Source organism: Vibrio sp. 10N.286.49.B3 (genome assembly GCF_002873395.1).
Lineage (GTDB): Bacteria > Pseudomonadota > Gammaproteobacteria > Enterobacterales > Vibrionaceae > Vibrio.
Genome location: NZ_MCUV01000057.1, coordinates 1 through 17,694 on the forward strand (window position 1 = coordinate 1; position 17,694 = coordinate 17,694).

The window sequence follows — 17,694 nt, forward strand, 5'->3', positions numbered from 1 at the left end:
TAATGAATTGACTGTGCCAAATAACTATAAATAGTCATTCGTATTGGTCACTCAGTTCATTGAAACCAAATTTGATTCCTAAGAATCAATGATTACCTAAGTAATCTTTTTGATTATCATCAACGAGTGCCCACACAGATTGATAGGTTTAAATTGTTAAAGAGCTTACTTCAAGTTTTGAACGTTTCGTTCTTATCGTTGAAGTGGACGGCCATTTTAGCTAAATAACTTAAAGTGTCAAACACTTTTTTGAATTATTTAATTTTTATTACCGTCTTTCCTAATTTCGCAAACCCTTATTCGATAAGGCTTCGTCGTTAGGAGTTGCGCATTATAGGCAGAATATTAAGTAACACAACCCTATTTATCAATTAAATTGAATTTTTAGTTTTTATGCTTAATAAAGCAACAAAAAACAAAAAAGAAGGTTATAAAACCTTCTCTTTTGATGGGTTCACTTCAATTTTTAGATAAAAGCATAGGCATCGGCATACATTGTTTCTGCCTTTGCTTGTTTTTCCGCAGTGAAACGCTCACGAGCTGCGCCTGCCATTTCAAAACGACCTGCTATATAGATGTCAAAATCGGCTAACGACATAAAGTCACTTTCAACCGCTTCTAATACATTACCAACTTTACCCTGCCACTCATTCGAAGCTTCTTCAACAACAGGTATAAAGTGTACATTGCTGTTTGCTGCTTCAATACTCACTAACTCTGACTTCGCATATAGCTGACCATCACTTTTCGCTCCCCAATATACATAGATAGGTAAGCTAAACTGCTGGCTAACACAATGATCCAAAATAGAGCGGATATAGCTAAAGCCTGTACCACCAGCAATGAGTAATAGTGGGCGCTCTGCATCTTCTCTTACCCAAGCGGTACCATGAGGAGCATCAATCGCTATATGGCTGCCTTCTTTTAATGCTTCTTGCATCATTTCGACAACTTCTAACGCATAAGCATTATGTTCAGCAGCACCAATATGTAACTCTAACTCACCACCATGGCGGCAAGGGCTACTCGCAATTGAAAATGGTCGCTTATCCTTTTCACCCATCTCAACTAATAAATACTGCCCTGCTTTGAAATCAACAGGCTGCTCTGGGTGCAATAAAATTTGATAAGTGTTGCATGCCAAGGGCTCAATTGATTTAACTGTGCATTGTATCGTCATGTTATTATTTTCTTCCTTTTCTTCCTTTTCTGGCTGTACTTAGAATTTAAGTAAGACTCAGTATTAAATTACTTTCAGCAAAGGCCTGACAGGTAAAAATCCATCCTTGGGCTTGCTCTTTCTCAGTAAGCATAGGCTCAAGGTGATAACTTATCTGACCTTCGACTTTTTGACACATGCACATCGCACATGCTCCAACTTGGCAACGATGAGGAAAATCAATTCCGTTGTTGAGCGCGGCTTCCAGCACCGTTTGCCCTTTTTCTACTTCAAACTTAATATCGTCAGGCAATAACGTTACTTGGTAAGTCATAAAATACCTAATTTATCCCAAATAGCATCCACTTTAGCCACTACTTGCGGATCTTTCTTTATTGGTGTTCCCCACTCACGAACCACTTCACCAAGAAACTTGTTCGTGGCATCAAACGCTAACTTTGATGAACAACCTGGCTCACCTAAAAGGCGTATCGTATCTCGAGCCGGATCCATACGAGTCGTTACTGCCCAAATAATATCGTTCCAGTCATCAGCCTGAACATCATCATCACATAATAGAATAAACTTAACATCGAGTGATTGAGCAAAGAAAGACCATAGGCTATCCAACAATTGTGCTGACTGCCCAACCTGCTCCTTCTTCATTGTTACTACAACTAAACGCTGGTCATTTCGCGAAGGAAAATTCACATCAACAATTTGTGGGAATTGATTTTTTAAACGAGCAATTTCTTGTTCCGTTATAACATGAATGGATCGCGATTCTGGCTCTGGTATGGTAGCAAGTTCCGCTTCCCACTTCTTCGTCGCATCAAGTCCCATTTTTGAGCCTAACCCAGCAATAGGAGAAGCAAAATCTAACGAATCAATCGGAGTATGCTCTATAAATAACGTATCACGTACAGGATCCATATGTTGTGTCATTGCCTGCACAACTTCCCCCCAATCACGTACATTCACTTCGCTATCACAAATAATCACAAATTTGGTGTACATAAATTGGCGTAAGAAAGACCACACTCCCATCATGATGCGTTTCGCATGACCTGAATATTGTTTTTTAATGCTAACGACAGCCATTCGATACGAACAACCTTCAGGGGGAAGGTAGAAGTCTTCTATTTCAGGGAACTGTTTTTGTAAGATAGGTACGAAGACTTCATTAAGTGCAACCCCTAATACCGCAGGCTCATCAGGCGGGCGACCAGTATAGGTACTGTGATAAATAGGGTCTTGGCGCATTGTGATATGAGTGATAGTGAAGACGTGGTGCTTTTCCGCTTCATTATAGTAACCAGTATGATCACCATATGGACCTTCATCAGCAAACTCATTAGGATCGATATAACCTTCCATCACAATTTCAGCGCTGGCTGGGACATCTAACCCATTACTTAATGATTTCACCACTTCCGTTTTCGTGCCACGTAACAGCCCAGCAAACGCATATTCAGATAAAGTATCAGGAACAGGAGTAACAGCACCTAAGATGGTTGCCGGATCTGCACCAAAAGCCACTGAAACAGGAAAAGGCTCCCCAGGGTTGGTTTCCATCCAGTCACGTAAATCTAATGCGCCACCACGATGAGCTAGCCAACGCATAATCACTTTATTTTTAGCTATCTTTTGCTGGCGATAAATACCTAAGTTTTGGCGCTTCTTGTTCGGCCCTTTGGTCACCGTCAAACCCCAAGTTAATAAAGGAGCAATATCATCTTGCCAACAACTCATCACAGGGATTTTATCTAAATCAACCTCATCGCCTTGCCAAACCACTTGCTGACACGCTGCTTTACGTAAGCGCTTAGTTGGCATATTTAAGACTTGCTTGAAAAGTGGGAGCTTATTGAATGCATCTTTAAAACCTTGTGGTGGTTCTGGCTCTTTCAAATAAGCGAGTAACTTACCGACCTCTCGTAACTCTTTAACCTCATCGCGTCCCATACCGATAGCAACACGTTCAGGCGTACCAAAAAGATTGGTCAGTACTGGCATCTGATAGCCAATAGGATTTTCAAATAACAAGGCAGGTCCACCAGCTCGTAAAGTACGATCGCTGATTTCTGTCATTTCATAATGTGGGTCAATTGGGTGGGAAATACGTTTTAGCTGACCTTTCTTTTCTAGATGGTCAATAAAGTCTCGGAGATCTTTAAAACTCATAGGCCTTCAACTGGCTGTTTAAACTGTAGTCAGTATACCAAAGAGCACAATAAGAAGGAGAGGTTAATTTAGTGAGATGATTCACTGGATTGAGCATTATCCAGTGAATTCGGCGATTGGTATTATTGCCCTAGCACCTGCTGAAGTGAAGACACGGAAACTTGCTGATTCGTTGAAACCAGATCTTGTAGCCAATGGCGGTGACCTTGCTTTACTAATTCACGCGCAACCATTGGTGCTTCCTCTGTAATTGCCATTCGTGTAATTAAAAAGTCTTTCACTTCTTCTGGCAAAGGCTTTACTTGAGTGAGTAGAGTTAATGCTTGTGATTTTAGGCTAGGGTTTTGCGCAGCACCCATCATTTGTTGCATGGCAAATGGCGTGTTAAGCCCCGCTAATCGATTAAGTTCGGCTTGGCTATATTGATCAGCCCGCATACGCCATAGCATTTTATACGTTTCACTATCTTCACTGACTTGAGCTAACCGAACAACCACCTCACTTGAAGGCAGCCAGCTGGTTACTGTCGCTTGAGTTAATTGAGCACAAAGGTGCAGCACCGCTTCTAAAGATAAGCTGTCTAACTCTGCTAATAATAGTGTTTCTTTCGCCTGCCTTTCCTGCTCCGATCCCGTTAACCACGTTTGCAATACTAACTCTTTACGCTCTGCTCGAAGGATAAAAGCTAAAATCTTCTGATCTTGCTCCCAGCGCATTAATAGTCGATTAACAATAGCAGGGTAATCAAATGTCGGTGCCGTTAATTCATAGCCATCGCCTTGCCTTATCGTTTGATAGGTCGGTACGATCTGTTGTTGTTTTCGTAAAAATGCCACCAGCTTTGGTGTTAAGACCGCTTGCTCTTGCTCTAAAGTTTGCAGCAATAAAAATCTTGCAACTTCTTGCTGAGGAAAGGTTAAGCGCTGAAGAGAAAAAGAGAGTGAATCGACTTCATCGTAATGTATGTAATCGATAAATTCAGAGACTTTTGTTTGGATCTGCTGATCCTGCAGCCAGTACTGTGACTGAGCGACATCCATTTCTGTTGCGGACGCTGTCATCGCCCCAAATAATAACGACGAAGACAGGAGTAATGAAGACAACATTCCTTGTTGCATAATAAGCTCCTATTCTGATTCAAAGTATACTGCATAGAGACAGTATAGAATGCAAACAAAAGCGCTGCCAAATGAGGCAGCGCTTAAAGTTCTTATCAAGTTATGATCAAATAATCGCTATTGGCGACGCATCGCATCAAAGAACTCGTTATTCGTTTTCGTCATTGCAAGCTTATCAATAAGGAATTCCATCGCATCTGTTTCGCTCATTGGGTGAACGATCTTGCGCAGAATCCACATTTTTTGTAGCTCATCGGTCTTAGTCAGAAGCTCTTCACGACGCGTACCTGAACGGTTAAAGTCGATAGCTGGGAATACACGTTTTTCCGCAATCTTACGGTTTAGGTGTAATTCCATGTTACCTGTACCTTTAAACTCTTCGTAGATAACTTCATCCATCTTAGAGCCAGTATCAACTAGTGCTGTTGCGATGATGGTTAAGCTACCACCTTCTTCAACGTTACGAGCTGCACCAAAGAAACGCTTAGGACGGTGTAAAGCATTGGCATCAACACCACCAGTAAGAACTTTACCAGAAGAAGGGATCACGGTGTTGTAAGCACGAGCAAGACGAGTAATTGAGTCAAGTAAGATAACCACGTCTTTCTTGTGTTCAACAAGGCGCTTCGCTTTCTCGATTACCATTTCAGCAACCTGTACGTGGCGAGATGCTGGCTCATCAAAGGTAGAAGCAATAACTTCGCCTTTTACTAAGCGTTGCATTTCTGTCACTTCCTCTGGACGTTCATCGATAAGTAGAACCATCAATTCACATTCAGGGTGGTTACGAGCAATACTTTGAGCAATATTTTGCAGCAACATTGTCTTACCCGCTTTTGGCGGAGCGACAATCAAACCACGTTGGCCTTTACCAATTGGCGAAGCAAGATCAAGAATACGTGCCGTAATATCTTCTGTTGCGCCATTACCACGCTCCATAACCATGCGCTCATTGGCATGTAGAGGGGTCAGGTTTTCAAACAAGATTTTATTACGTGCGTTATCTGGACGATCGTGGTTAACCGTATTTACTTTTAATAAAGCAAAGTAGCGTTCGCCATCTTTTGGCGGACGAATTTTCCCGGCAATCGAATCACCTGTACGCAAGTTAAAGCGACGAATTTGGCTTGGTGATACGTAAATATCATCAGGACCTGCCAAATAAGAGCAATCTGCGCTGCGTAGGAAACCAAAGCCGTCTTGAAGAATTTCAAGAACCCCGTCACCAAAGATATCTTCACCGCTTTTAGCGTGAGCTTTTAGCGTAGAGAAGATAATGTCTTGCTTTCGTAAGCGCGCCAAGTTTTCAAGGCCCAAGCTTTCGCCTAGTTTAACAAGTTCAGACACAGGTCTGTTTTTCAATTCGGTAAGGTTCATTGTTGTGGATGCTTGTTTAGTCAAAATAAGATCTGTTTTCTAGTTAAGATGGATTTGGTCTCAGGGTCGACCAAGAAGAGGAAATTGTTCAATTAACGTGCAATAAATTAGCACTAAAAAAGATTTTAGTCTAGTTTTCTAAAAAACAAAACCGCGTAAAAGAAATGTACGCGGTTTTTTTTATCACTTTACTATAGATTTGCGTCCAAGAACTCTTTTAGTTGAGTCTTAGAAAGTGCGCCAACTTTCGTTGCTGCTACACTGCCGTTTTTGAAAAGAAGCAGAGTAGGAATGCCACGGATACCAAATTTTGGTGGAGTACCAGCGTTTTGATCGATATTTAGTTTACCGATAGTTAACTTGCCTTCGTACTCTTCCGCTACTTCATCAAGAATTGGGGCAATCATCTTACAAGGACCACACCATTCAGCCCAGAAATCAACAAGAACAGGGCCAGCAGCATTGATTACATCGCCTTCAAAACCGTCATCAGTTAGCTGCAAAATCTTATCACTCATCTTCCACTCCAATGTGTATTTTAGAACTGGTTGGATGATAACCAGTAAATAGATGCCCTATTGGAATGTATTTACTTTCGTATTGCAAGCTTAAGCTGATATTCTATAGTCATGAAAAAGACGCATATCACAGAGCAAAAATTCGCCGACTTGAATTTACACCCTCAAGTCATTGAAGGATTGGACAAAAAAGGGTACGAATTTTGTACTCCTATCCAAGCCTTGGCGCTGCCGGTACTGCTCACCGGCCAAGATATTGCAGGCCAGGCCCAAACCGGGACTGGTAAAACGCTTGCGTTTCTTACTGCTACTTTTAATCACCTATTAAAAACACCGGAGAATGAAGGGCGCAAGCCTAATCAACCGCGTGCAATTATTATGGCACCAACGCGTGAACTCGCGATTCAAATCTTTAACGATGCTGAATCTCTAGCGCAAGCAACGGGCATAAGGACCGCATTGGCTTACGGTGGCGAAAGCTACGATAAGCAACTGGATAAAATTGCTCAAGGTGTTGATATCTTAATTGGTACCACCGGTCGTATCATCGATTTCTACAAACAGAAAGCCTTTAACCTAAACCACATTCAAGCTGTGGTACTCGATGAAGCTGATCGCATGTTCGATCTTGGCTTTATTAAGGATATTCGCTTTTTATTCCGCCGCATGCCGGAACCAAAAGATCGTTTGAACATGCTATTTTCTGCGACACTGTCTTACCGTGTCCAAGAATTAGCGTTTGAACACATGCATAACCCTGAACATGTTGTTGTAGAAGCAGCACAAAAAACAGGTCACCGTATTAAAGAAGAGCTTTTTTACCCATCAAATGAACATAAGATGGGCTTACTACAAACTCTTATTGAAGAAGAATGGCCAGAACGTGCCATCATTTTCGCAAATACGAAGCATAAGTGTGAGTCAGTATGGGGTCACCTTGCTGCCGATGGTCACCGTGTTGGTCTACTAACTGGCGATGTACCACAGAAAAAGCGCGAGAAAATTCTTGAGCAATTTACTCAAGGCGATATCGACATCTTAGTGGCAACCGACGTTGCAGCTCGTGGTCTACATATCCCTCAAGTAACACACGTATTTAACTATGACCTACCTGATGACTGTGAAGATTATGTTCACCGTATCGGTCGTACTGGTCGTGCAGGAGAAAGTGGTTCATCAATTAGCTTTGCTTGTGAGGACTACGCCATAAATCTTCCTGGAATCGAAGAATATATTGAACATCCAATCCCAATGTCGGAATATGATGCTTCAGCATTACTTGAAGATCTTCCAGCACCATTACGATTAAAAACTCGTAATCCACAACAACGTCGTGGCAATACCGGTGGACCTCGTAACAACAACGGTAATGGAAATAACCGTAAACCACATAGTCGCCGTCCTCGTCAACCGCGACAAAACAGGGATTCTTAGTCGTTTATGAGCCAGACAGTTCCATCTCCGCTGTACGCAGCTATTGACCTCGGGTCAAACAGTTTTCATATGCTCGTTGTGCGTCATATCGATGGCAGCGTACAAACCATGGCTAAAATTAAGCGTAAAGTGCGTTTAGCCGCAGGGTTAAATGAAGAGCAAGCGTTAAGTTTAGAAGCCATGCAACGTGGCTGGGACTGTTTGAGTTTATTTGCAGAGCGACTGCAAGATATTCCAACAGAAAATATTCGTATCGTCGGAACAGCTACATTAAGAACGGCAACGAATGTTGATATCTTCCTAGAAAAAGCGCACCAAATCTTAGGTCATAAGATTGACGTTATTTTAGGAGAAGAAGAAGCGGCAACGATTTATAAAGGTGTCGCTCATACTTCTGGTGGACTAGGTCGACGCTTAGTGGTCGATATTGGTGGTGCCAGTACAGAATTAATTATTGGTGAAGGATTTGAATCTAAAGCATTAACCAGTCTAAAAATGGGCTGTGTTACTTGGTTAGAGAGACACTTCAAAGACCGTCAATTAACTCAAGTCAATTTCAATAATGCCATTGAAGCTGCCAAGATAACGCTTGAACCTATCTTAAACACCTACTCTCAATTAGGGTGGGACGTTTGTGTTGGAGCAAGTGGCACAGTACAAGCGCTACAAGAAATCATGCTTGCCCAGGGAATGGATGAAGTCATCACATTACCTAAACTCAAACGTTTACAAAAACAAGCGATGATGGCAAACCATTTAGAAGAATTAGAAATAGAAGGACTGACTCTAGAGAGAGCGTTAGTTTTCCCAAGTGGTCTTTCTATTCTTATCGCTATTTTCGAGCGACTCAATATTAAATCCATGACACTCGCTGGCGGTGCGTTACGCGAAGGACTTGTCTATGAAATGGTTGATGAGCTACGTCAAAATGATATCCGCTCACGTACCATTGCAAGTATTCAACATCGCTACCAACTTGATGCCGATTATGGTCAGCAGGTGGTTAAACTTGCCAATCAGTTACTGCTTGGTTGTGGTGAAGCGTGGTTAGTTGAAGAACAGGCAAAAGATTTGCTCGATACCGTTGCTCAACTACATGAAATTGGCCTTACCATCGACTTTAAAAAAGGGGGCCAGCACAGTGCCTATCTTTTACAGCACCTCGATTTACCAGGTTACACTCGCGCCCAAAAGCATTTGATTGGTGAAGTAGCACGACGCTACCGAGAGCAACTGACCTCATTACCAGAACAGCACGCCGTTTCTAGTGCCAGTGCCAAACGAATTCTTCGTCTATTAAGGTTAGCGGTTTTACTTAGCCATCGTCGTAATCCAAGCTTAGAGCCACAAGTAACCTTAACGGCTAACGAAGATATCCTAACCCTGCATATTGATCCGCAATGGTTAGCTGATAATCCACTAACTCATGCTGAACTTGAGATAGAAGCCAATCGACAAACCGATATTGGCTGGCCGCTTTCAATCAATGAATAGTGTTCATCTCGGTGACTTTTGATTACCGATATCAATCGACAGATACAAAAAATCCCAAGCTATTTTATAACTTGGGATTTTTTATGTCTGTTCACAATCGTAACCAATGCCTCACTCATCGGCTATATCATGACGTTATTGACCGACGGTGGCACCATGCGTCGTAAACTTTGGGTTCACTGAGGTAAGTTTGCTTACTAAGAACTTCAATAGCACACCATACATTGGGACAAATAGACCTAAGCTAATTAATAGTTTTAATCCGTAATCAACCAATGCAATTTCTGTCCAGTGCTCTGCCATAAATGGATCTGGGCTTTGGTAGAAAGCAATCGCAAAAAAGGCAATCGTATCCAGAGCATTACCAAATAGTGTTGAGCACGTTGGCGCTATCCACCACTGCTTCAATTGGCGTAAACGGTTAAAGACTGAAATATCAAGAATCTGACCAAGCATATAAGCCATAAAACTGGCTGCAGCGATACGAGCAACAAACAGGTTGAACTCGCCTAACTGAGCAAAGCCTTGATACTGACCTTCAAAGAATATTACCGATAAAAAGTAAGAGATCGCTAAAGCAGGCAGCATGACCAGTAAAATAATTTTACGAGCTAATTGAGCGCCAAAAATTCGTACGGTTAAATCTGTTGCTAAGAAAATAAACGGAAAAGTGAACGCGCCCCAAGTGGTGTGCATACCAAAAATAGTGAATGGTAGTTGAACCAAATAGTTGCTTGATGCGATGATCAATAAGTGAAATAGAACTAGAAATGCTAATGCTTTGCGCTGCTGCGCAAGGGTAAAGTTACTCATATTGTACCTTTTTAGTTTGGTTTGGGGTTGAGGGAACCCAAATTGATTGCGTTACAGATAACGCGTTCATATCAATGTCGTAGAACTGGCCTATCCAATTCTGCGGCGAGCGATTATACATGAATGATCCATAGCTGCAACCATCGCTACTGGTTACATCTATACAAAGAAGTAATGCTAAAATCCGCGCTGAAATAGCCCAGCCAAATAATCGAGCTCTTCACGACTATTGTGATTGGCTAAGGCTTCAAACCAAATCGATTCACTGTAGTGTTCTGCACGTAAAAATAGCCGACAACCTTCAAAGTCAATCAACCAAGCATGTAAGTCAGCATCACACTGTTTTTCTATCACATCTGCACCAAGTTGACTGAGTAGCTCCAAACCTAATGGCGGGAAAGTATCAAAATCAAAACGTGGTGCCGTAATTAATAGTCGCCCTTCTTGAGCAAAGTAATCTTGCAGTCCAAATTGAGGATTAGCCATTGGTTGTAATATGCTCTTCTATTAAGTCCAAGAAAGGATCGGCGTACTTATCCAGTTTACGCTGACCCACACCATTCACTGCTAGCATTTCACCATACGATGTTGGCAACATTTCGGCCATGTCGATCAATGTCGCATCACTAAAGACAACATAAGGTGGTAATCCTTCTTTATCAGCAAGGGTCTTACGCAACTTACGTAATTTCGCAAACAGCTTCTTATCGTAGTTCTTACTCGATAGCTTATCTTCTTTGGCATTACGTACCGCGGTATCTAAACGTGGGACCGCAAGCTCTAAAGACATATTACCGCGCAATAAAGGACGTGCTTCCTCAGTCAGTTGTAGAGTCGAGTTGCGAGTGATATTTTGAAATAGCATGCCTTTATGAATAAGCTGCCTAAAAATACTAATCCAGTAATCATGGCTATGATCGCGACCTATCCCATAAGTCGAAAGCTTATCATGACCATTTTCGCGTACACGGATGTTTTGCATACCACGCATCACTTCAACGACATAACCCATACCAAAGTTTTGATTCACTCGATAGACACAAGAAAGCGCCTTTTGTGCCTCCTCGGTTCCATCGAAATGTTTCGGAGGATCTAGGCAGATATCGCAGTTACCACACGGCTTTTCTCGATACTCACCAAAATAGTTCAGTAACACCTGACGACGACAAGTTTGCGCTTCAGCAAATGCACTCATAGCATTAAGCTTATGGCTCTCGACTTGTTTTTGCGGTCCGTCTTCTTTTTCATCTAACATACGGCGCAACCAGCTAATATCAGCAGGATCAAATAACATGACCGCTTCAGCCGGTAGTCCATCACGACCTGCACGACCCGTTTCCTGATAATACGATTCGATATTACGTGGGATATCAAAGTGAATAACAAAGCGAACGTTAGGCTTGTTAATACCCATACCAAATGCAACGGTTGCTACAACGATTTGAATATCATCGCGCTGAAAGGCTTCTTGCACATAAGCACGCTCATCCATTTCCATACCCGCATGATAACCCGCAGCACGTAAACCGTTATTGCATAGCTTCTCGGTGAGCATTTCGACTTTTTTACGGCTGCCACAATAGATAATGCCGCAGTTGCCTTTTTGCGTCGCTAAATAACGCACGACTTGAGAGACCGGCTTATGCTTCTCCATCAAGTTGTAGCGGATATTAGGGCGATCAAAGCTACCAAGGTGTACGTGAGGTTCATTTAAGGCAAGACGCTGAATAATATCATTACGCGTTGCATCATCGGCGGTTGCTGTCAGCGCCATAAAAGGCACGTGAGGAAAATAATGTTTTAGCTGACCCAGTGCTGCATATTCGGGTCTAAAGTCATGCCCCCACTGAGAAATACAGTGCGCCTCATCGACAGCAATCATTGATAAAGGTAAATGCTGCAAACGCTCAATAAAGTCACGCATTAGCACTCGCTCAGGAGAAGCATAGATAAGCTTAATTTGACCTAAATTCATTCGGTTATAGGTACTAATTAACGCCTCTCGAGACATGGTGGAGTTAATACACTCAGCAGCAACACCATCGGCTTTAAGTTGGTCAACTTGGTCTTTCATTAGTGAGATTAAAGGCGATATCACTAAAGTAATCCCATCTCTTACTAATGCAGGGATCTGATAACACAATGATTTACCACCACCTGTTGGCATGATCACTAAGCTATCTTCGCCTTGTATTGCTATATCAATAACCTGTTTTTGACCTTCACGGAACTCTTGATACCCAAAGACATCGGCTAAAACAGTTTGTGCGCTACAAGGCTGTGCGTCTGATGGCTCGGCAAGTAAAGTGGCGGTCATTGGTTATCCTAATGGTTCTATAGCAAATCTCGAATTGAGCGCCATATTGTAGTGGGGAATGGTGGTGAATAAAACCGCAAATTGTTAGCGATTGAACAGTATCCCTTTTATACTCAGCAACCAAACTCAGTGACTCTCTCTTTTTAGTAACATCAACCTAAGAATATTCATGATAAATAATGATGAAAAACAACGTACTCGCCAAGGTATTTTATTGGCTATTGCTGCGTACACCATGTGGGGGATCGCTCCCATCTACTTCAAATCAATTATTGAAGTCCCTCCGCTTGAGATTTTAAGCCATCGCGTTTTTTGGTCTTTCTTTTTATTGGCTGCGTTAGTTCACTTTAGCAAAGGTTGGCGCACCGTTCGTGACACACTGACATCCAAGCCTAAAATGACCTATTTACTCGCCACTTCTGTTTTAGTCGGTGCCAATTGGCTAATTTTTATCTGGGCTGTTAACTCTAACTATATGTTGGATGCGAGTTTAGGCTATTACATCAATCCACTGCTCAATGTGCTGATCGGCATGCTATTGCTTGGAGAGCGATTACGTAAATTACAGTGGTTTGCAGTCGCCTTGGCAGGAACTGGTGTCGTGATTCAAGTGGTCGCCTTTGGTTCTATTCCATTTATTGCGATTGCATTAGCTTGTACATTTGGTTGCTACGGCTTATTGCGTAAAAAAGTTAATCTCGATGCGCAGACCGGGCTATTTATTGAAACGCTGGTGATGTTGCCACTCGCTGCGCTCTATCTATTTTTTATCGCCGATACTGCAACATCAGATCTAATAAGTAACAGCTCGCAATTGAATATATTGCTGATCTCTGCCGGCATCGTAACAACCTTACCTCTACTTTGCTTTACGGGTGCTGCAACGCGCTTACAGTTTTCAACTCTCGGCTTTTTCCAATACATAGGTCCAAGTTTCATGTTCCTACTGGCGGTATTGGTCTACGGAGAAGCATTTACTAGCGATAAAGCCGTCACTTTTGCCTTTATTTGGACAGCTTTAGCGATTTTCTGCTTTGATGGCATTAAACATAGTCGTAACAAACGAGATCGCTGCGATCAAAAATGATCCCTGCACTTTTATCCGATCGGAAAGACAAGATTACCTTTATGAACGAAGTAACTATATTAATGACGCTAGCGACGGTTCACTTTATCGCTTTAATGAGCCCAGGCCCTGACTTTGCCTTAGTCGTACAAAATGCAACACGCTATGGACGACAAACAGGACTCGCCATCGCTTTTGGCCTTTCTTGTGGCATTTTGGCCCATTCATTACTGAGCCTGACGGGAATTAGCTATTTAGTCCACCAGCAGCCTACTTTATTTGCCGCTTTACAGTTCGCCGGCGGTAGCTATTTACTCTACCTTGGCTATGGAGCATTAAAAGCCACTTGGCAGAATATTCAAAGTAGCGATAACAACGCACAGCCTACGACAAAAAATATCGTCATCAAGAATAAGCGCCAAGCTTTTAGCCGCGGTTTTATGACTAACATCCTAAACCCAAAAGCATTAGTCTTTTTTGTTAGCTTAATGTCGAGTTTAGTCCCTGCCGATATGTCATTAGCAGGTAAAGGCTTCGCTCTACTCATATTGTGGGGCTTAGCGCTATTTTGGTTTGCTCTACTAGCGTGGGCACTATCAACAAAACGTCTACAAAAGCGCCTTCTTTCGGCTTCAATCTACATTGATGCACTGTGTGGAATGCTATTTACCGTGATCGGGCTCAGTATTTTGTATCAAGCAGGGAATTATTTTGCCCATTAAGTAGTATTCACCCCACACTCTTGTGAGAGATCTCGCACAAGAGTGTGAGCTAACAGCGTTATTTCGCACTGTCATTGACGCACAGGAAAACATAAAGCACTGAAACGTAAAGATTAGTTTAATTTACCTATGAATTTTTTGAATTCTTTTTTCAAATAGTCTATTGCTGAAAAAAGCGAAAGGCGTAATATCAACTGTGTCGAAGGGAGTTCGATACGGAACAGGAAACAACCAGGGACTTGGTTATCTTCAGGAAGAAGATTCGTTTAATCAGGATGATTAATCGGCATGGAAAGCGAAATTGGACATTGAATGGACTCAATAGTAACTAGGATGGTTACTACTAAGGATAGACAATGGACACCTCTGGACGAGGCAAGGAACAAACATCAGGATGATGTAAGGGACACCGCTCAGGGAACAAGTGAGACGTACTAACTAGGACAGTTAGTAGATCAGGATAAGATCATGGACACCGCTAGGATGGCGACGAAAGGAATACGCTGAAGGATAACAGCACACTATCATGGATTTGATGCATGGAGCACTTTAGTAGCTGGATTGCTGCAAGTAAGACTACGACCCCGAAGAGCGCAAGCTCTCGGGGTTTTTCTTTATCTGAAAGAATAATTGTAGGCATAGCCAAGCGCTAAACCTAAATGCGTCCACTACATCGAACCCATTTAGATTCATCACTAATAAATCTTATAACTTCTCTAATTTAGCAAAAGAAGCAACTAACCACTTTATACCTTCCCCATTGAACGCAACTTGAACTCGGCTTTGTGGACCACTACCTTCAAAGTTAATAATGGTCCCTTCGCCAAACACAGCATGCTTAACTCGAGAGCCTAAGGTAAAGCCCGTTTCATTGAAGTTTTCTTTTACGGCACTTGAACTAAAGCGACCCGTTGTTGCAGGGCGACTCACTTTCGCTTTCATGCGGACTTCATCAAGACACGTTTCTGGTAACTCTCGAATAAAACGCGAAGGTTTATGATACTTATCTTGCCCATACAAACGGCGCATTTCAGCGTAAGTAATATAAAGTTTCTCCATCGCACGAGTCATGCCCACATAACACAAACGACGCTCTTCTTCTAAACGCCCAGCTTCTTCCGATGACATCTGGCTTGGGAACATGCCCTCTTCAACACCGACCATAAAGACAAGCGGGAACTCAAGACCTTTAGCACTGTGCAGCGTCATTAACTGTACGGCATCATCAAACTCATCCGCCTGACCTTCACCCGACTCTAGCGCGGCATGAGATAAGAATGCCGTTAACATCGTCAACTCTTCGGCCTCTTCTGGCTTTTCAAATTGACGCGTTGCTGTCACTAATTCTTCTAAGTTCTCAATACGCGCTTTCGATTTCTCGCCTTTCTCTTGTTCATACATAGCAAACAAACCCGATGACTTAATCACATGGTCCGTTTGCTGATACAAAGAAAGCTCAGCAGTGTCATCTTCTAATGCATTAATTAACTCAATAAAACGGCTCAATGCACCAGCGGCTCGACCTGGTAAAACTTGTTCATGCAATAACGCCAAACTCGCTTGCCACATCGTCATATCTTCACGACGAGCTAATAAGCGAATAGTCTCTAGCGTTTTATCCCCTAGACCACGCGTTGGTGTATTCACAATTCGTTCAAAAGCCGCATCATTATTACGATTCGACATTAAACGCAAGTAGCTTAGTGCGTCACGAATTTCCTGACGCTCGAAGAAACGCATACCACCATAAATACGATAAGGTAGACCAGCCTGAATTAAAGCTTCTTCTAAAACACGTGATTGGGCATTATTACGATACAGCATCGCAGTATCATTCAGTACGCCACCATTATCCTGCCACTCTTTAATCTTGCTAGCCGTAAAGCGCGCTTCATCTAATTCGTTATAAGCGGAATAAACAGAGATAGGATCGCCATCATCACCCTCCGTCCATAGCTCCTTACCCATACGCTCAGAGTTATTTGAAATCAGTTCGTTGGCAGCTTGCAAAATGGTTTTGGTTGAACGGTAATTTTGCTCAAGGCGAATGGTTTCCGCACCGACAAATTCATCCAAAAACTTTTGAATATTCTCAATTTTCGCCCCACGCCAGCCATAAATAGATTGGTCATCATCACCAACGATCATGACGCGACAATCTTTGCCCGTCATCATACATAGCCATGCGTACTGAATGTTGTTGGTATCTTGAAATTCGTCGACCAAAATATGCTTAAAGCGCGCTTGGTAATGTTCACGAATATGCTGTTTATCACGCAACAGTTCATGCGTTCTTAATAGGATTTCAGCAAAGTCGACCAAGCCAGCACGATCACAAGCCTCTTGATAAGCCGTATAAATTTTTAACCATGTTTGCGTCACGGGATCATGATAAGCATCAATATGATGAGGGCGTAAACCTTCGTCTTTCTTGCCGTTGATCCACCAGCAACCTTGCTTAGCTGGCCACTGCTTTTCATCTAAATTCTGCGCTTTAATTAGGCGTCGTAAAAGACGAATTTGATCATCAGAATCGATAATTTGAAAATCTTCTGGCAGTTTCGCATCTAGGTAATGGGCACGTAAAATACGGTGACAAATACCATGGAAAGTTCCGTTCCACATGCCAGATGAACTACCTTCCATCAACTCTTCAATACGACCGCGCATTTCTGCTGCCGCTTTATTGGTGAAGGTTACTGACATGATAGAGAAAGGAGAAGCTTGCTCTACTGACATCAACCAAGCAATACGATGCACTAGCACGCGTGTTTTACCACTACCTGCGCCTGCAAGAATAAGCAAGTTACTAAGAGGAGCGGCAACGGCTTCACGCTGCTTGTCGTTAAGACCATCAAGTAGAAGAGAAGGATCAATCATGATTTGGCTACTGGTTATTTATACATAATGGTTGATTATAACCCAAAGCGGCGCTGGTTATTAGAATTGTAAGCATAAAAAATTGCTGTTTTTTTATACTTTAATTTGTTGTTTTTTATGCCAATGATTAATTAACCCGAAAAGCATCCCGATTTTTTTGAAAGTTTTATCATCTCTTTCCTATCCTATTTGATAAGCAAGTTGATTTATTAACCCACAATTAACGCGCTTATATGGAACTTCTAAAAAGACTTTCGAGGAAATGAAAATGAAAAAATCAAATATTGCTGTAACAGCTGCGGTAACCGGTTTACTGGCTTTAGGTGGCACAATGCTAACGGCAACTCATGCTGTTGCGGCTGAAAAAGAGAAGTGCTACGGCGTATCAAAAGCGGGCAGTAATGACTGTGCAACGAAGTCAAGTTCATGCGCTGGTACAGCAAAAGAAGATAATCAAACCGATGCATTTGTAGTGGTACCAAAAGGGCTATGTGGCAAATTAACTGGCGGTAGTACTGAGTCATCATAATACACCAGTACTTTTGCTCCATGCACAGGTCGTCAATACTTGTGCATGGATATAGCTTTCTATCGACACCTTACTTATGCCAT

15 protein-coding genes are annotated in these 17,694 nt (G+C 42.3%); 5 read left to right on the forward strand and 10 right to left on the reverse strand.

The annotated features are described in order from the left end of the window. Positions 1-466: 466 nt before the first annotated feature. From fre to trxA, 6 genes are all read right to left on the reverse strand, one after another. On the reverse strand, positions 467-1,180 hold the full coding sequence (gene fre, locus BCU68_RS15635; protein ID WP_102565677.1) for an NAD(P)H-flavin reductase: 714 nt from the start codon (positions 1,178-1,180) through the stop codon (positions 467-469). 46 nt (positions 1,181-1,226) lie between these two features. Continuing rightward, the gene (locus tag BCU68_RS15640) at positions 1,227-1,493 is read right to left on the reverse strand and encodes a 2Fe-2S iron-sulfur cluster-binding protein (RefSeq protein ID WP_102565678.1); all 267 of its coding nucleotides are present in this window, start codon (positions 1,491-1,493) and stop codon (positions 1,227-1,229) included. Continuing rightward, the gene (ubiD, locus tag BCU68_RS15645) at positions 1,490-3,343 is read right to left on the reverse strand and encodes a 4-hydroxy-3-polyprenylbenzoate decarboxylase (protein ID WP_102565679.1); all 1,854 of its coding nucleotides are present in this window, start codon (positions 3,341-3,343) and stop codon (positions 1,490-1,492) included. The genes BCU68_RS15640 and ubiD overlap by 4 nt, the downstream gene beginning before the upstream one ends. Positions 3,344-3,465: 122 nt before the next feature. Beyond that, positions 3,466-4,461, reverse strand: a complete 996-nt coding sequence (locus tag BCU68_RS15650; protein ID WP_102565680.1) for a hypothetical protein — start codon at positions 4,459-4,461, stop codon at positions 3,466-3,468. A gap of 117 nt (positions 4,462-4,578) precedes the next feature. Next, positions 4,579-5,838 carry a transcription termination factor Rho gene (gene rho / locus BCU68_RS15655; protein WP_102565681.1) on the reverse strand — a complete coding sequence of 420 codons (1,260 nt, stop codon included), beginning with the start codon at positions 5,836-5,838 and terminating at the stop codon, positions 4,579-4,581. A gap of 191 nt (positions 5,839-6,029) precedes the next feature. Then, positions 6,030-6,356 carry a thioredoxin TrxA gene (trxA, locus tag BCU68_RS15660; protein ID WP_102565682.1) on the reverse strand — a complete coding sequence of 109 codons (327 nt, stop codon included), beginning with the start codon at positions 6,354-6,356 and terminating at the stop codon, positions 6,030-6,032. 111 nt (positions 6,357-6,467) lie between these two features. On the opposite strand from trxA, the gene rhlB reads away from it, so the two are divergent. Both rhlB and gppA read left to right on the forward strand, forming a co-directional pair. Then, positions 6,468-7,790 carry an ATP-dependent RNA helicase RhlB gene (gene rhlB / locus BCU68_RS15665; protein ID WP_102565683.1) on the forward strand — a complete coding sequence of 441 codons (1,323 nt, stop codon included), beginning with the start codon at positions 6,468-6,470 and terminating at the stop codon, positions 7,788-7,790. Positions 7,791-7,796: 6 nt separating this feature from the next. After that, on the forward strand, positions 7,797-9,284 hold the full coding sequence (gene gppA, locus BCU68_RS15670; RefSeq protein WP_102565684.1) for a guanosine-5'-triphosphate,3'-diphosphate diphosphatase: 1,488 nt from the start codon (positions 7,797-7,799) through the stop codon (positions 9,282-9,284). Between the two features lie 135 nt (positions 9,285-9,419). Here gppA and BCU68_RS15675 read toward each other — a convergent pair whose 3' ends face one another. The 3 genes from BCU68_RS15675 to recQ form a co-directional block, all read right to left on the reverse strand. Then, positions 9,420-10,097: a 7-cyano-7-deazaguanine/7-aminomethyl-7-deazaguanine transporter gene (locus BCU68_RS15675; RefSeq protein WP_102565685.1), complete on the reverse strand. Its 678-nt coding sequence runs from the start codon at positions 10,095-10,097 to the stop codon at positions 9,420-9,422. A gap of 177 nt (positions 10,098-10,274) precedes the next feature. Next, positions 10,275-10,583 (reverse strand): DUF3630 family protein, encoded by a 309-nt coding sequence (locus BCU68_RS15680; RefSeq protein WP_102565686.1) that lies wholly within the window; start codon positions 10,581-10,583, stop codon positions 10,275-10,277. After that, on the reverse strand, positions 10,576-12,414 hold the full coding sequence (gene recQ / locus BCU68_RS15685; protein WP_102565687.1) for an ATP-dependent DNA helicase RecQ: 1,839 nt from the start codon (positions 12,412-12,414) through the stop codon (positions 10,576-10,578). Before recQ ends, BCU68_RS15680 begins: the two co-directional genes overlap by 8 nt. 172 nt (positions 12,415-12,586) lie before the next feature. Between recQ and rarD the strand changes: the two genes are divergently transcribed. Beyond that, positions 12,587-13,501 (forward strand): EamA family transporter RarD, encoded by a 915-nt coding sequence (gene rarD, locus BCU68_RS15690; RefSeq protein ID WP_102565704.1) that lies wholly within the window; start codon positions 12,587-12,589, stop codon positions 13,499-13,501. A gap of 41 nt (positions 13,502-13,542) precedes the next feature. Beyond that, positions 13,543-14,202, forward strand: coding sequence for a LysE family translocator (locus tag BCU68_RS15695; RefSeq protein WP_102565688.1), 660 nt, complete (start codon positions 13,543-13,545; stop codon positions 14,200-14,202). 705 nt (positions 14,203-14,907) lie between these two features. Here the strand turns inward: BCU68_RS15695 and uvrD are convergent. Beyond that, the gene (uvrD, locus tag BCU68_RS15700) at positions 14,908-17,082 is read right to left on the reverse strand and encodes a DNA helicase II (protein WP_102565689.1); all 2,175 of its coding nucleotides are present in this window, start codon (positions 17,080-17,082) and stop codon (positions 14,908-14,910) included. A gap of 268 nt (positions 17,083-17,350) precedes the next feature. On the opposite strand from uvrD, the gene BCU68_RS15705 reads away from it, so the two are divergent. After that, a complete protein-coding gene (locus tag BCU68_RS15705) occupies positions 17,351-17,611 on the forward strand; it encodes a DUF2282 domain-containing protein (protein WP_102565690.1) in 261 nt (86 codons plus the stop codon). Positions 17,612-17,694: the final 83 nt, after the last annotated feature.

Coding starts and splice junctions, on each gene's coding strand:
- rhlB (WP_102565683.1), top strand. CDS start 6,468: ATGAAAAAGACGCATATCACAGAGCAAAAATTCGCCGACTTGAATTTA.
- gppA (WP_102565684.1), top strand. CDS start 7,797: ATGAGCCAGACAGTTCCATCTCCGCTGTACGCAGCTATTGACCTCGGG.
- ubiD (WP_102565679.1), bottom strand. CDS start 3,343: ATGAGTTTTAAAGATCTCCGAGACTTTATTGACCATCTAGAAAAGAAA.
- fre (WP_102565677.1), bottom strand. CDS start 1,180: ATGACGATACAATGCACAGTTAAATCAATTGAGCCCTTGGCATGCAAC.
- BCU68_RS15695 (WP_102565688.1), top strand. CDS start 13,543: ATGAACGAAGTAACTATATTAATGACGCTAGCGACGGTTCACTTTATC.
- BCU68_RS15680 (WP_102565686.1), bottom strand. CDS start 10,583: ATGGCTAATCCTCAATTTGGACTGCAAGATTACTTTGCTCAAGAAGGG.
- recQ (WP_102565687.1), bottom strand. CDS start 12,414: ATGACCGCCACTTTACTTGCCGAGCCATCAGACGCACAGCCTTGTAGC.
- uvrD (WP_102565689.1), bottom strand. CDS start 17,082: ATGATTGATCCTTCTCTTCTACTTGATGGTCTTAACGACAAGCAGCGT.
- trxA (WP_102565682.1), bottom strand. CDS start 6,356: ATGAGTGATAAGATTTTGCAGCTAACTGATGACGGTTTTGAAGGCGAT.
- rho (WP_102565681.1), bottom strand. CDS start 5,838: ATGAACCTTACCGAATTGAAAAACAGACCTGTGTCTGAACTTGTTAAA.
- BCU68_RS15640 (WP_102565678.1), bottom strand. CDS start 1,493: ATGACTTACCAAGTAACGTTATTGCCTGACGATATTAAGTTTGAAGTA.
- BCU68_RS15675 (WP_102565685.1), bottom strand. CDS start 10,097: ATGAGTAACTTTACCCTTGCGCAGCAGCGCAAAGCATTAGCATTTCTA.
- BCU68_RS15705 (WP_102565690.1), top strand. CDS start 17,351: ATGAAAAAATCAAATATTGCTGTAACAGCTGCGGTAACCGGTTTACTG.
- BCU68_RS15650 (WP_102565680.1), bottom strand. CDS start 4,461: ATGCAACAAGGAATGTTGTCTTCATTACTCCTGTCTTCGTCGTTATTA.